The organism is Kribbella sp. NPDC002412, assembly GCF_053592935.1.
This window is the reverse complement of record NZ_JBSFBL010000005.1, coordinates 130164-143303: the sequence shown is the minus strand read 5'-3', so window position 1 is coordinate 143303 and position 13140 is coordinate 130164. Positions and strand designations below refer to the sequence as shown.

The following is a 13140-nucleotide window of genomic DNA, read 5'->3' as shown; positions in this document are numbered from 1 at the left end:
GCCTCGCCGATCAACAGCCCCTCCATCCAGGTCGAAGCCAGGGGAGTGGGCACTACCCCAGCTGGTCGCGGCGGCGGGTCAGGTGGGCGACCTCGGCGGTGTTGCCCGCCAGCTCGATCGCTTTGTCGTACGCCGCGTGGGCCTCCTCGCTGCGGCGCATCCGGCGCAGCAGCTCGGCGCGGGTCGCGTGGAAGGCGTGATACCCGGTCAGCTTGTCCTCGAGACGGTCGATGGTCGCCAGCGCGACCTCCGGGCCGTCGAGCTCGGCGACGGCGATCGCCCGGTTGAGGGCGACGATCGGCGAGGCGTCGATGCGGACGAGTTGGTCGTAGAGGGCAACGACCTGCGACCAGTCGGTGTCGCGCGCCTCGCGAGCGTCGGTGTGTACGGCGTTGATGGCCGCGAGGATCTGGTACGGACCAGGGGCCACGCCGGCCGCCAGGCGCTCGCGCACCAGCCGATGGCCCTCGGCGATCAGCTCCGCGTCCCAGGATCCACGGTCCTGCTGATCGAGCGGGACCAGCTCGCCGGTTGCCGAAACCCGGGCGGTACGGCGAGCCTCGGTCAGCAGCATCAGCGCCAGCAGACCGGCCACCTCGCCGTCGTTCGGCAGGAGGCCGCGGATCAGACGCGCGAGCCGGATGGCTTCGGCGGTCAGCTCGTGACGCACCGGGTCGGTGTCGGGGCCGGTCGCCAAGTAGCCCTCGTTGAAGACGAGGAAGAGGACGGCGAGCACGCCGGAGACGCGGGTCGGGAGATCCTCCGCGGACGGGACCCGGTAGGGGATGCGAGCCGCCTTGATCTTGGCCTTGGCGCGGGTGATCCGCTGGCCCATGGCGGTTTCCTGTACCAGAAAGGCCCGGGCGATCTCGGGCACGGTCAGGCCGCCGACCATGCGCAGCGTCAGCGCCACCCGGGTCTCCATCGCGAGGGCCGGATGGCAACAGGTGAAGATCAGCCGGAGCCGCTCGTCGTCGATGATCCCGAGAGGCTCGGGCGGCTCGTCGTACACCATCTGAGCCTCCTTGTGCTTGTCGTCGCGCTTGCTCTCCCGCCGGATCCGGTCGATGGCCTTGCGGTTCGCGGTCGTGGTCAGCCAGGCGCCGGGATTGGGCGGCACGCCGTCGGACGGCCAGCGTTCGACGGCGGTCGCGAACGCCTCGGCGGCCGACTCCTCGGCGATGTCGAGGTCGCCGAAACGTTTGGTGAGGGAGGCAACCACCCGTGCCCACTCCTCGTGGTGGACCCGGGTGATCGTCTCCTCGACGTCGCTCACTGGAACGGCCGCACCTCGATCTTGCGATCGCAGACCTTCGACGCCTCGGTGGCGAGCCTGAGCGCCACATCGAGATCGGGGGCCTCCCACACCCAGACGCCGGCCAGGTACTCCTTCGACTCCACGAACGGCCCGTCGGTGACGACCGGCTGCTCGCCGCGGTTGTCGATGACCGTGGCCGCGCTGGTGTCGGCGAGTCCGCCCGCGAAAACCCAGTAGCCCTCGGCGATCAGCCGGTCGTTGAACTCGCTGATGGCTGGCTGCCGGTCCGTGCTGCCGGGATTGCTCTTGTCGTCGATCACGGAAACCAGATACTGCATCTCGGTCATCTCCTGTGCTGTGGGCGTCCCTGTGAGCCGCCATTCACCCCTGCAACGAACACCTCGGTCCCGATCCGACACAGCCTCCCAGATTTCATTCGAAGAAGCAGGGGAGTGGCTCGAGCGCCGCGACACCGGCCGGCGGAAACTGCCGCGGGGGATCGACGGACCCCTTCTCGGTGGCCCGCAGGTGCCGGTCCACGAATCGCTGCGTCGTGCTGAGCACGGTGGCGCACTCAGCAGCCGTGATGTGCCCAGCACTGAGCGCATCCGCAAGCTCGTCCAGATCCAGCACGTGATAGCGGTCGGCACCGGGAGGGACCAGGAAGTCCACGTAGCGGTCGCGCACGACGTATCCGCCGTCAGCACGTTCGATGTCGACCAGGTCGACGTACCACCAGCCTTCGACCGGACCTTCGAACACCACAGGCTTCGTCAACTGAATACCTTCACCGAGCAGCAGATAACTGCGATCGATCGTCGGCCGCCCGACCACCTGGTACTCGGGCAGGATCCGCACGTCGTACGCGACAACATCTCCGACCCGCCGTCCAGGACACCACTGACCCGTCCGGTGGAGGACCCGAACGCTCTCCATGCTCTCCCGATCCCCACTAGTTGACATAATGTCGCTTATCGGCGCTCTGTCAGGGGTAGTTCAGAGCGGTGAGTAGTTGACTGTGCAGGCTCGCATTCGAGTACAGACCGCCGCCTTGATCGCTTGCGTTCCCGCCGGTTCGGTCCGTGAAGCGGCCGCCGGCTTCCTCGACCAGCAGAATCCACGGCGCGTGATCCCAGCTGAAATATCGCTCGGCCAGGAACGCGTCGATCTCGCCACGGACGAGTTCGACCAGCGGCAACGGGCTCGCCGGCGCTGGACGAGCGCTCGGTGGCATGCGGGCTCTGGACTCGTTGTCCAGAGCATCGAGTACGGCGGCAGCGAGCGTCTCCGTCGTACTCACCTCGAGACGCCGCGTCTCGCTGTCCACGCGTGGCCAGGACGACTCGAAGGCGCCGCCACCTCGGGTCGCCCACCAACAGCGCCGCAGCGCCGGAGACGCGACGACCGCGACCTGCAGGGTCCCTTCAACTTCTAAAGCGAGCTGGATCCGCCAGTTCGGATCGCGCCGACTGAAGTATCCGGTGCCATCGATCGGGTCGAGGATCCAGACCCGGTCGGACTCGCCGAGCCGACCAAGCTCCTCACCCAGGAACGCATCGCCCGGCCGCGCCGCAGACAACGTCTCGCGCAGCAAGCGCTCAACGGCTCGATCGGCCTCGGTGACCGGCGAACCGTCAGCTTTCAACGTCGCCGAAACTCCGGCCTCGAAGTGCTCGAGCGCAAGCTCGGCCGCCAGATCAGCAGCTTCGAACGCCAGCCGGAGGTCGTCCACAATGTCCATCGCAGCGGACGCTATCAGCCCGGCCTCGTGGGTCAGTCCAGGCAGAATTCGTTGCCTTCGGGGTCTTGCATGGTGATGAAGCCGGCTTCCATGGGGGGCTCGGGTTCGAAGCGGCGGACTCGGGTGGCTCCGAGGGCTTCGAGGCGGGTGCATTCGGCTTCCAGGGCCGCCATGCGCTCGTCGCCTTCGAGGCCGGGGGCCACGCGGACGTCCAGGTGAACGCGGTTCTTGACCGACTTGCCTTCCGGGACTTGCTGGAAGAAGACGCGCGGCCGGTTGCCGTCCGGGTCCTCGATGGCCGACCTGGTGTTCCGCTGATCTTCCGGTACGCCGATGCGCGCCAGCAACTCGTCCCACGCGGCCAGCGGATCGGCGCCCTCGGCAAGTTCGACCCCGGGCGGCCCGGGATGCACGTACCCCAGGACGTCACGCCAGAAGGTCGACAGTGCCCGCGGGTCGTGGGCGTCGAAGGTGATCTGGACCTCGCGGCTCATCAGGTCGCTCCGTTCTTGCGGCTTCGGTGACAGTCACCCTGCCATCCCCGACCGACAAGTTCGCGAACCCACCGAAGCTATTCCTTGACACGAATATTCGTCTCAGCGAATAATCGGGTTCATGGACGGAGTGATCAGTGCATTGGCGGATCCGGCGCGGTGGCGCCTGGTGACGCTGCTGGCGGAGCGGCCGAGGTCAGTCGGCGTACTGGCTGAGCTGGCGCAGGCGCGGCAGCCGCAGACGACGAAGCACCTGCAGACGCTCGAGCGGGCCGGCATCGTGATCTCGCAGCGGACGGGGCAGCGGCGCATCTACGCGTTGCAGTCCACTCCCCTGCGCGATCTGGCGAGCGCGCTCAGCCGGCTCGCCGACGCTGCGGACCAACCGGGTACCTCGCGTACGGCGTTCGACCGCCACGGACTCAGCCTCGAAGCCGAGCGGCTCGCCGCCGAAGCGCCGGGATGGGCGGACGGCCGGACGTTCGGGTTCCACCGCTCGCTGACCGGCGATCCCGAGTTGGTCTGGCGGCATCTCACCGAGACGACGTTGCTGACCCGCTGGTGGACGCCGGACGATCTGCGCGTCTCCGAGCTGATCTTCGAGCCGCGTCCCGGCGGCCGGATCGTCCTGGAGTACCGCGACATCGAGGACACCGGCGCCACCGAGCAGGCCGCCGGACGCGGCGAGGGAACGGTCGACGAGGCGCGGCCAGGGGAGCGCCTCTCCTACCGCCTCTCCCCCACGCTGCCCGACGGCAGCATCGCCTTCACGGCGCAGGTCGACTTCGACCTCCGCCGTACCGAGGCCGGCACCGACTTGGACGTTCTGTACCGCATCACCGACAGCACCGTCGACTCCGCGGACTTCATCGCCGGAATCGAACTGGGCTTCGGCCAGAGCCTCGACAAGCTCGTGGCAACCCTGCAAGACACAGACGTGAGGAGCAAGAAATGACCGAGCAGACCAGCGGCCGCCGGGTCGTGACCAGCATCAACCTGTCCCTCGACGGCCACTACGACGGGCCTGGCGCGCCCACCGACATGCGCTGGGTGTTGCCGTACGCCGTCACGGACGTCGCCCGCAACCACATGACGAGCCTGTTCGAGCCCGCGACGACGGCGTTGCTCGGCCGGGTCAACGCCGAAGGCTTCCTCGGCTTCTGGCCGACGATCATCGGCACCGAAGGCGCCGACCCTCGCGACGAGGCGTTCGCGCAGTGGCTCGTCGACACCGAGAAGGTGGTGCTGTCGTCGACGCTCGGCGACGCGCCGTGGGAGCGTACGACGATCGTCGACAAGCCGGCCGCCGAGGTCGTCGAGGACCTGAAGGCGGGCGAGGGCGGCGACATCGTCGTGTTCTCCAGCGCCAGTGTCATCAAGGCGCTCCTGGCCGCCGACAAGGTGGACCGGCTGGCCCTGATGATCTTCCCGGTCTTCCTCGGCGGCGGCCCCCGCCTCTTCGAGGACGGCCTCCCCGCGAACCAGTGGACCCTGACCAGCCAGACTACCGGCCCGGACGGCGAAATCGCCCTGATCTACGACCGCGCCCGCTGACCAGCCCAGCCGCGCACGACGGACGCGGGCCGGACGACGTACCTTGTGGCAGCCGTCAGGCGACGTACGCTGCCAGGTGCTCTCCGGTGAGGGTGGATTTCTTGGCGACCAGGTCGGAGGGGGTGCCTTCGAAGACGACCTTGCCGCCGTCGTGGCCGGCGCCGGGGCCGAGGTCGATGATCCAGTCGGCGTGCGCCATCACGGCTTGGTGGTGCTCGATGACAATCACCGACTTGCCGGAGTCGACCAGGCGGTCGAGCAGGCCGAGGAGCTGCTCGACGTCGGCCAGGTGCAGGCCGGTTGTGGGCTCGTCGAGGATGTAGACGTCGCCCTTCTCGCCCATCTGCGTGGCCAGCTTGAGCCGCTGGCGCTCGCCGCCGGACAGCGTGGTCAGCGGCTGGCCGAGCGTCAGGTAGCCGAGGCCGACGTCGGCCATCCGGTCCAGGATCTTCTCGGCGGCCGGCGTCCGCGCCTCACCCTCGGCGAAGAAGTCCACGGCCTCGGAGACGGGCATCGCGAGCACCTCCGCGATGTTCCGTCCGCCGAGCGTGTACTCGAGCACCGACGCCTGGAACCGGCGGCCTTCGCACTCCTCGCAGGTCGACTCGACGGTCGCCATCACGCCCAGCTCGGTGTAGATGATGCCGGCGCCGTTGCAGGTCGGGCAGGCGCCTTCGGAGTTCGAGCTGAACAGCGCGGGCTTCACGCCGTTGGCCTTGGCGAACGCCTTGCGGATCGGGTCCAGCAGACCCGTGTACGTCGCCGGGTTGGAACGACGGGATCCCCGAATCGCAGCCTGGTCGATCACGACGACGCCTTCGCGGCCGGCGACCGAGCCGTGGATCAGCGAGCTCTTGCCGGAGCCGGCCACGCCGGTGACGACACACAGCATGCCGAGCGGGATGTCGACGTTGACGTTGCGCAGGTTGTTGGTCGACGCGCGCCGTACCTCGAGCTTGCCGGTGGAGTCGCGGACCGTCTCCTTCAGCTTCGCGCGGTCGTCGAGGTGGCGGCCGGTGGTCGTGTCGCTCTTGCGCAGGCCCTCGACGGTGCCCTCGTAACAGACGGTGCCCCCGGCCGAACCGGCGCCAGGGCCGAGGTCGACGACGTGGTCGCCGATCGCGATGGTCTCGGGCTTGTGCTCGACGACGAGGACCGTGTTGCCCTTGTCGCGGAGCTGCAGCAGCAGTTTGTTCATCCGCTCGATGTCGTGCGGGTGCAGCCCGATCGTCGGCTCGTCGAACACGTACGTCACGTCGGTGAGCGAGGAGCCGAGGTGGCGGATCATCTTGGTCCGCTGCGCCTCTCCCCCGGACAGCGTGCTCGCGGGCCGGTCCAGCGACAGGTACCCGAGACCGATCTCGGCGAACGAGTCGAGCAGGTGCTGCAGGCCGGCCAGCAGCGGCGCCACCGACGGCTCGTCGAGGCCGCGGATCCACTCGGCCAGGTCGCTGATCTGCATCGTGCACAGGTCGGCGATGTTCTTGCCCTTGATCTTCGACGACAGCGCTTCCTGGCTGAGCCGGGTGCCCTTGCAGTCCGGGCAGAGCGTGAACGTCACCGCGCGCTCGACGAAGGCGCGGATGTGCGGTTGCATCGCCTCGACGTCCTTGGACAGGAACGACTTCTGGATCTGCGGGATCAGGCCGGTGTAGGTCAGGTTGATGCCCTCGACCTTGACCTTCGTCGGCTCCCGGTAGAGCAGGTCGTGCAGTTCCTTCTTGGTGTACTTCTTGATCGGCTTGTCCGGGTTGAAGTAGCCGCAGCCGCGGTAGATCCGGCCGTACCAGCCCTCCATGCTGTAGCCCGGGATGGTCAGCGCGCCCTCGTTCAGCGACTTGTTCTCGTCGTACAGCGCGGTCAGGTCGAAGTCGTTGACCGAGCCCATGCCCTCGCACTTCGGGCACATGCCGCCGTGATAGACCGCGTTGCGGACGACGGTCTTCTCGCCGGCGCCCTTGTCGGCGACCATCGAGCCGGTCGCCGTGCGCTTCGGGACGTTGAAGGAGTACGCCGTCGGCGGGCCGACGTGTGGTTTGCCGAGCCGGCTGAACAGGATCCGCAGCATCGCGTTGGCGTCGGTGGCGGTGCCGACGGTGGAGCGGGGGTTGGCGCCCATCCGCTCCTGGTCCACGATGATCGCCGTGGTCAGGCCGTCCATCATGTCGACCTCGGGACGCGACAGGTTCGGCATGAAGCCCTGCAGGAACGCGCTGTAGGTCTCGTTGATCATCCGCTGCGACTCCGCGGCGATCGTCTCGAACACCAGCGAGCTCTTGCCGGAGCCGGACACCCCGGTGAACACCGTGAGCCGGCGCTTCGGGAGCTCGACGCTGATGTCCTTGAGGTTGTTCTCGCGGGCGCCCTGGACCCGGATCAGGTCGTGGCTGTCAGCGGCGTGCTGCGCAGACTTGGCGCTGGCCTTGGGCATCGTGGTCTCCATCCGTCGGGCGGGGGCATGCGTGTGCTGCCCCCGTCGCGTCCCCTGGGTCGATTTAATCAGGTCCGTCGGTCAGGACTGGGCGATCCGCACCATGTTGCCGGCCGGGTCGCGGAACGCGCAGTCGCGGACGCCGTACGGCTGGTCGGTCGGCTCCTGGACGACCTCGGCGTCGGTGGCCTCGATCTTGGCGAAGGTGGCGTCCAGGTCCGGGGTGCCCAGGTTGATGCTGGCGTAGGTGCCCTTGGCCATCATCTCGGTGACGGCGCGGCGCTCGTCGTCGGTGAGGCCCGGCGTGGCCTCCGGCGGGTAGAGCACGATCGACACCGGCTGGCCGACCGGTCCGACGGTGATCCAGCGCAGGCCCTGGTAGCCGACGTCGTTGCGGACCTCGAAGCCGAGCACGTCGCGGTAGAAGGCGATCGCGGCATCCGGGTCGTTGTGCGGGAGGTAGGTCTGGTTGATCGTGATGTCCATGACCGTCACGCTAGTTGGCGGTCACCGGCCGGCGCTTCTCGATTCCTGATCGGTCTGGTGACCTGTTTGGCCATGCACGCCGGGATCCCGTCGGTCGCGTCCGCCTCCTGCTCGCGGTACACGCTCGGCGGCACCCCGACCAGCTCGGTGAACCGGGTGCTGAAGGTCCCCAGCGACGAGCACCCGACCGCGAAGCAGATCTCGGTCACGCTCATCTCGCCCATCCGCAGCAGCGCCATCGCGCGCTCGATCCGCCGCGTCATGAGGTAGCTGTACGGCGCCTCGCCGTACGCCTGCTTGAACTGCCGGCTCAGGTGTCCCGCCGACATGTTCACGCCACGTGCCAGCGCCTCGACGTCCAGCGGCTGCGCGTACTCCCGGTCGATCCGGTCCTTCACCCGCCGCAGCAACGCCAGGTCGCGCACATCCTTCACCCCGGCCACCCCCCGATCATGCCATGGCGAAGGTCGATCACGCTTCGTAGTCAGTTGGCGAACTTTGCGCCCCAGTTGAGGTAGGCGACGTTGGCCAGCAGCCAGCCGAAGCCGATGGCTTGCTGGCCGTCGCGTTCGGGGGTGGGTTGGTAGCGGTTGTAGAGGGCGAGGCAGTGGGTGTGGACTGCCGGGTCCCAGGGGGTGGCTTGCATCCAGCGCGGTGCCTGGTGGGCTACGGAGGCGGCGCCGAGGGTGGTGCCGGCGACGGTGGTGTGGATCGCGGAGAGGCCGTCGGCGGCCGTCGTCGCGACGTTCTGGGTATAGGTGCGGGCGAGCCGGGCCATGTCGTTGCCGGTGAAGCCGAGGCGAGCCCGGAAGGCGCGGACGGCGAACTCGACGTCGACGGCGCCGTGGCTGATGTCCTCGAACTGCCGGGCCGGCCCACCGGACGGCGTGAAGATCGAGACATCCGTGTCCGGCGAGCCCGTCTTCACGAAGCCGTCGTGCACCTTGCCGCCCACCGGCCAGTACCGCCACTGGTAGGCGTCGCCGGCGTCCACAGCCAGCTGCCCGGCGAACATCTTCGCTAGCGCGGCCACCTTCCGCCGATACTCCCGATCGCCGGTCGCCAGGGCGAGCTCGACGAGCGTCTGCCCGAGGCCGAGCGACTGGTTGATCGGCTGCTCGCACCCGTCATACGCGAGCGGCTGCTCCTTCGGCCAGATCAGGTAGCCGCCGCCCGCCGCCGTCTCGCGATACTCCCAGTCATGTACGGCGACCGCCTCGCGGCACGCGGTCAGATACTCGGCCGCCTTCGCCCGGTATCGCTGTCGCAGCGCCGGCGAGCCGCACACCAGCCGTACGAAACTCGCGATCGGGTACGTGATCATCCCGGTGTGTACGGCGAAGATCACCGGCTTGGTCAGCATCGGGAACTGCCCTTGGACCGGCACGCCTCCGGACATGGCGCGCGCAGTCAACTGCAACGGCCCGGGCGCGGCCGCGTAGATCCGGTTCACCGCGAAGTCCGGGCTGGCCGGTTCCATCGACAGATCGGTGTGCGTGACCGTTCGATTCACCTGGGTGTTGCCCAGCTTGACCGTGAAGGTGTCCGGCCGGGATCCCGCCGTCACAGTCACTGTGGTGTCCTCGGCGTACGGCAGCGCCTGCCGAAGCTCCAGCACCGGCTGCCCGTTGCTGTCGGCAAGTGTCGTGTAGCCGGTGGTGTACGGGTGATCCGCACGCCACGCCGGGAGCGACAAACCGCGGTAGTCGGTCACCCCGCGATCGCTGTCACGGACCGCCAGGACCTGGTCGACGTTGTCGATCAACCGGTCCAGGTAATAGATGTCCCGGTACGTCTCGTACATCCGGACCAGCCCCAGCAGCACGTACGACTGGCTCCACGCGAGCATGCCGGACCGGCCGTCGGCGTTGGTGTTGTCGTTCGGCTGGTCCGGCTGACCCGGTCCGCCCTGCTGGAACAGCCGGTCCCAGTCGTCGAACGTCGTCCGGGCCGTGTAGTCGATCTCCGCGGTCGTTGCCAAGGCGGGAGCGGCGGTGAGTCCTGATCCGGCGACAGCAGCGGCTACGCCGCTCACCTTGAGAAAATCGCGACGATTGAGCGGCATGGTGGGCGGCCTCCAGCTGGACGTGGGCGGTACGTGCTGCAGGGAGGCTCACATCTTCTCGCAGCCAGGGGGTTATGGCAGCTCGACCTCGATGTACGGCGTCAGCGCCCGGAGGAAATCGGCTGCGTCGAACATCGCCCCCGCCGAGGCCACACCCGTCGTCCGGGTCTGCCCCTTCAGCAGCCGCTGGACGGCCTCGACCGCGAGCGGCGCGGTCACCGCGTAGATGTCCCGGCCACGCGCGACGGCCCGCCGCTCGACTCCATCGGTCCGCACCACGACGTCGACGACGAAGCTCTGGTCGGGGTCAGCCTCGTCACGCGCCGGCGTGCCGGGCGCCAAGAGGTCGGTCGCGGCCTCGACGGCCATGTACGTGCGCACGTCGCGTACGGCGAGGTGGCTGGGCACCGTGACGATGTCGGCCATGCTGAACTCGGCGATCACCTCACGCCTCCCCAGCGGCGACGGGAAGTCCCAGTCCTGCCGCACCGGCTGGTCCTCGTGGTCCTCCAGCGCGGAGTTCCGGAAGCGAACGCGGCGCCCGGCCCGGCGGTCGTGCGAGACCTGCCCGGCGATCCGGGTGCCCTCCGTCGGACGCCAGCTCGACAGGCCGTAGGCGACGTGCACCTCGTCGGCCGCGGTCCGCTCCCCCATCGCGGCAGTCACGAGCAGGTCGCCGAGGCCGCCGAAGAACGCCATCGCCGGCACGATCGGGATCTCGGCCTCGGCGTGGTCGGCGAAGGTCGAGACGTTCGCCTCGATCTCGGCAGCGACGTCGACGTACGGGATCCCGGCCCGCAGCGCCGCCGCGACCAGCGGTCCGGCCGTGGTGGCGAACGGTCCGGCGGCGTTGATGACCGCCTCGGCGCCGTCGAGCGCGCGGTCGAGCGAGTCCGGGTCGTCCACGCTCGCCCGGCGTCCGGCCTCGGCCCGGCGGCCGGATCCGATCGGCGTGTAGCCGCGGGCGGCGAGCTCGGCGACGACGAACCGGCCGGTGTGGCCGGTGGCTCCGTAGACGGCGACTGCAGTCATGATTTCGTTCCTCCGGTGGTGGGTTCGACCGTAAGTCTCGCGGTCCGGCGACCTCCGGCGTGATAGTCCGGAACGACACCATGCGTACACTTTCGGACATGCACACCGTCGCACTGGCGACCGCCGGTCACCTCCTGCACTTCGAGCTCGGCGTCGCGTACGAGATCTTCGGCAACCCGCCGCGAGAGGCTGCCGAGACGTGGTACGACGTCCAGCTCTGCGGACCGGGACCGGTCAAGGTCGGCCCGTTCTCCGTCGAACCGGACCATGGCCTGGATCGACTCGTCAGCGCCGACACCGTGATCGTGCCGGCCTGTGCCGATGTGGACGAACCGCCGCCGGCTGAGCTGATCGACGCCGTACGCGCGGCCCATGACGCGGGTGCGCGGATCGCGTCTCTGTGCACGGGTGCGTTCGTGCTCGGTGCGGCCGGCCTGCTCGATGGCCGGCGGGCCACGACGCACTGGGCGCACACTGACGTGCTCAGTGCGCGCTATCCGCTGGCCGAGGTCGATCGGGACGTGCTCTACACGGACAACGGCAGCGTGCTCACGTCAGCCGGCAAGGCGGCCGCGGTGGACCTCAGTCTGCATCTGATCCACCTCGACCACGGCGCGAGCGTCGCCAACAGTGTTGCTCGGCGGCTCGTTGTACCGCCGCACCGGTCAGGTGGTCAGGCGCAGTTCGTGGCGACACCGTTGGAGGTAAGCGGTGACAACAGGCTCGCGCAGCTGCAGTCGTGGGTGCTCGACCGACTGGACCAGCCGTTGACCGTGACGGACATGGCTCGGCGGGTGAACACGAGTCCTCGGCATCTCGGTCGGCAGTTCCGGGCGGTGACTGGGCAGACGCCGCTGCAGTGGTTGCTGACGCAGCGGGTGCGGCGTGCGCAGGAGCTGCTGGAGAAGACGGATCAGAGTGTGGAGTCGATCGCGGTCGCCACCGGCATGGGTACGGCGACCACGTTGCGGCGGCAGTTCAAGCGGGTTGTGGCCGTGCCGCCGGACAGTTATCGGCGGGCGTTCCGCAGTACCAGCGCCAACTGACGGCGGGCGCTGGCGTTGGCCAGCAGGGCGACGTTGTCCGAGTGCTGCTCGACGCTGCCTCGGCCTCTGGGGAGGTCGGGTGCGTCGGCCAGGAGTGCGGTGATGATCTGCTCGTTCGGGTGCAGGTAGGGGCGGTCCCAGAAGTCGACCGTCGCCGGACCGGGCGCAGGGAGGCCGATGGCGCGCTGGCGGTTCAGCAGGTGGTCGAGGGCGCGGCCCAGTTGCTGCTGCCGGTAGCGCCAGTGGTCGGCCTTCAATGCCTTCCGGAGCGCGTCACCCACCTCGCGGGCGCAGGGCAGCTCCGCGAACATGATCCCGCGCCATTTCGGGTACGGCGGCCAGCGCCGCTCGATCATGAACGCGAGATGCATCGCGAAGTCGGCCAGCCGGGCCGCTATCACCCGCGAGCCCAGGTCGTCGCCGCGGTCGCCGGCCCGGCTCATCAGCGGCATCTCCTCCGCGAGCCGGATCCAGTCGCAGGCGACGACGTACCGCCAGACGTCGTCCGGGTACCACTGCAGGCAGTCGCGGACGGCGGTGAGGTCGCCGGCGTGATCGACGAACACCGGTCCGCCGACCACCTCGAGGACCGCCTGACCGGTCAACGACAGCCAGTCGATTGTCGACAATCCATCGCGGGGGTCGAATCCGAGCCGGTGGGTGACGAAGCCTTCGACCGAGTCGACCTCGACGTGGTGCACGCTGTCGGTCTGGCCGCTGAAGGGGAACCTGGTCGGCAGGCCGGCGTACGTCTCGGGGAGCTCGGCGGCCAGGTAGTCGTCGACCTCCTGGCGGCGGCTCTCGTCGACCAGGAGCGTCAGGCGCAGACCCCAGTCGTGATCCTTCGACGTGGTGTCGTCGAGTCCGAGCACGTCGGACCCGCCGCCGAGCCGGCCGGCCGCGTGCGGCAGCCCCTTTGCCACCAGCAACGGCCCGACTACGTCGTCGTAGTACCCGCGAGCCAACCCCCGACCGTTCACACTCCGATCCTGCCCGACTGTCCCCGCCACGCACGAGCGGATTTCGGTTCGGG

General features: G+C 68.8%; 14 protein-coding genes. 3 read left to right on the top strand and 11 right to left on the bottom strand.

Features of this window, described 5'->3' with window-relative positions; translation table 11 throughout:
• Positions 1-52: 52 nt before the first annotated feature.
• The 5 genes from ACWCOV_RS06055 to ACWCOV_RS06035 all read right to left on the bottom strand — a co-directional run bounded on the left by ACWCOV_RS06055 (position 53) and on the right by ACWCOV_RS06035 (position 3493).
• Positions 53-1276, bottom strand: a complete 1224-nt coding sequence (locus ACWCOV_RS06055) for an RNA polymerase sigma factor (protein ID WP_449828116.1) — start codon at positions 1274-1276, stop codon at positions 53-55.
• The gene (locus tag ACWCOV_RS06050; RefSeq protein WP_449828115.1) at positions 1273-1596 is read right to left on the bottom strand and encodes a YciI family protein; all 324 of its coding nucleotides are present in this window, start codon (positions 1594-1596) and stop codon (positions 1273-1275) included. The genes ACWCOV_RS06055 and ACWCOV_RS06050 overlap by 4 nt, the downstream gene beginning before the upstream one ends.
• 94 nt (positions 1597-1690) lie before the next feature.
• On the bottom strand, positions 1691-2194 hold the full coding sequence (locus ACWCOV_RS06045) for a hypothetical protein (protein WP_449828114.1): 504 nt from the start codon (positions 2192-2194) through the stop codon (positions 1691-1693).
• A 49-nt stretch (positions 2195-2243) separates the two neighbouring features.
• Positions 2244-2999, bottom strand: coding sequence for an inositol monophosphatase family protein (locus ACWCOV_RS06040; RefSeq protein ID WP_449828113.1), 756 nt, complete (start codon positions 2997-2999; stop codon positions 2244-2246).
• 32 nt (positions 3000-3031) lie between these two features.
• On the bottom strand, positions 3032-3493 hold the full coding sequence (locus ACWCOV_RS06035) for a VOC family protein (protein ID WP_449828112.1): 462 nt from the start codon (positions 3491-3493) through the stop codon (positions 3032-3034).
• 121 nt (positions 3494-3614) lie between these two features.
• Here ACWCOV_RS06035 and ACWCOV_RS06030 point away from each other — a divergent pair, with 121 nt between their 5' ends.
• Positions 3615-4448 carry a metalloregulator ArsR/SmtB family transcription factor gene (locus tag ACWCOV_RS06030; protein ID WP_449828111.1) on the top strand — a complete coding sequence of 278 codons (834 nt, stop codon included), beginning with the start codon at positions 3615-3617 and terminating at the stop codon, positions 4446-4448.
• Positions 4445-5047 (top strand): dihydrofolate reductase family protein, encoded by a 603-nt coding sequence (locus tag ACWCOV_RS06025; RefSeq protein ID WP_449828110.1) that lies wholly within the window; start codon positions 4445-4447, stop codon positions 5045-5047. The genes ACWCOV_RS06030 and ACWCOV_RS06025 overlap by 4 nt, the downstream gene beginning before the upstream one ends.
• A gap of 55 nt (positions 5048-5102) precedes the next feature.
• On the opposite strand, the gene ACWCOV_RS06020 is transcribed toward ACWCOV_RS06025, so the two are convergent.
• From ACWCOV_RS06020 to ACWCOV_RS06000, 5 genes are all read right to left on the bottom strand, one after another.
• Positions 5103-7478, bottom strand: a complete 2376-nt coding sequence (locus ACWCOV_RS06020) for an ATP-binding cassette domain-containing protein (RefSeq protein ID WP_449828109.1) — start codon at positions 7476-7478, stop codon at positions 5103-5105.
• Between the two features lie 81 nt (positions 7479-7559).
• Positions 7560-7964: a VOC family protein gene (locus ACWCOV_RS06015; RefSeq protein ID WP_449828108.1), complete on the bottom strand. Its 405-nt coding sequence runs from the start codon at positions 7962-7964 to the stop codon at positions 7560-7562.
• 5 nt (positions 7965-7969) lie between these two features.
• On the bottom strand, positions 7970-8398 hold the full coding sequence (locus ACWCOV_RS06010; RefSeq protein ID WP_449828107.1) for a helix-turn-helix transcriptional regulator: 429 nt from the start codon (positions 8396-8398) through the stop codon (positions 7970-7972).
• A 50-nt stretch (positions 8399-8448) separates the two neighbouring features.
• Complete coding sequence (locus tag ACWCOV_RS06005; RefSeq protein ID WP_449828106.1) at positions 8449-9999, bottom strand: hypothetical protein; 1551 nt, start codon at positions 9997-9999, stop codon at positions 8449-8451.
• Between the two features lie 102 nt (positions 10000-10101).
• Entirely contained in the window at positions 10102-11061 is a 960-nt protein-coding gene (locus ACWCOV_RS06000; RefSeq protein WP_449828105.1) for an NAD-dependent epimerase/dehydratase family protein, read from the bottom strand.
• Positions 11062-11159: 98 nt separating this feature from the next.
• Here ACWCOV_RS06000 and ACWCOV_RS05995 point away from each other — a divergent pair, with 98 nt between their 5' ends.
• Complete coding sequence (locus ACWCOV_RS05995; RefSeq protein ID WP_449828104.1) at positions 11160-12107, top strand: helix-turn-helix domain-containing protein; 948 nt, start codon at positions 11160-11162, stop codon at positions 12105-12107.
• Here ACWCOV_RS05995 and ACWCOV_RS05990 read toward each other — a convergent pair.
• Complete coding sequence (locus tag ACWCOV_RS05990) at positions 12071-13087, bottom strand: DUF4037 domain-containing protein (RefSeq protein WP_449828103.1); 1017 nt, start codon at positions 13085-13087, stop codon at positions 12071-12073. The two genes, ACWCOV_RS05995 and ACWCOV_RS05990, sit on opposite strands and share 37 nt — an antisense overlap.
• Positions 13088-13140: the final 53 nt, after the last annotated feature.

Bases quoted from the DNA above. Each gene is read 5' to 3' on its own strand.
- ACWCOV_RS06050 (WP_449828115.1), bottom strand. From the start codon at position 1,596: ATGCAGTATCTGGTTTCCGTGATCGACGACAAGAGCAATCCCGGCAGC.
- ACWCOV_RS06020 (WP_449828109.1), bottom strand. From the start codon at position 7,478: ATGCCCAAGGCCAGCGCCAAGTCTGCGCAGCACGCCGCTGACAGCCAC.
- ACWCOV_RS06025 (WP_449828110.1), top strand. From the start codon at position 4,445: ATGACCGAGCAGACCAGCGGCCGCCGGGTCGTGACCAGCATCAACCTG.
- ACWCOV_RS06000 (WP_449828105.1), bottom strand. From the start codon at position 11,061: ATGACTGCAGTCGCCGTCTACGGAGCCACCGGCCACACCGGCCGGTTC.
- ACWCOV_RS05995 (WP_449828104.1), top strand. From the start codon at position 11,160: ATGCACACCGTCGCACTGGCGACCGCCGGTCACCTCCTGCACTTCGAG.
- ACWCOV_RS06030 (WP_449828111.1), top strand. From the start codon at position 3,615: ATGGACGGAGTGATCAGTGCATTGGCGGATCCGGCGCGGTGGCGCCTG.
- ACWCOV_RS06035 (WP_449828112.1), bottom strand. From the start codon at position 3,493: ATGAGCCGCGAGGTCCAGATCACCTTCGACGCCCACGACCCGCGGGCA.
- ACWCOV_RS06040 (WP_449828113.1), bottom strand. From the start codon at position 2,999: ATGGACATTGTGGACGACCTCCGGCTGGCGTTCGAAGCTGCTGATCTG.
- ACWCOV_RS06015 (WP_449828108.1), bottom strand. From the start codon at position 7,964: ATGGACATCACGATCAACCAGACCTACCTCCCGCACAACGACCCGGAT.
- ACWCOV_RS06045 (WP_449828114.1), bottom strand. From the start codon at position 2,194: ATGGAGAGCGTTCGGGTCCTCCACCGGACGGGTCAGTGGTGTCCTGGA.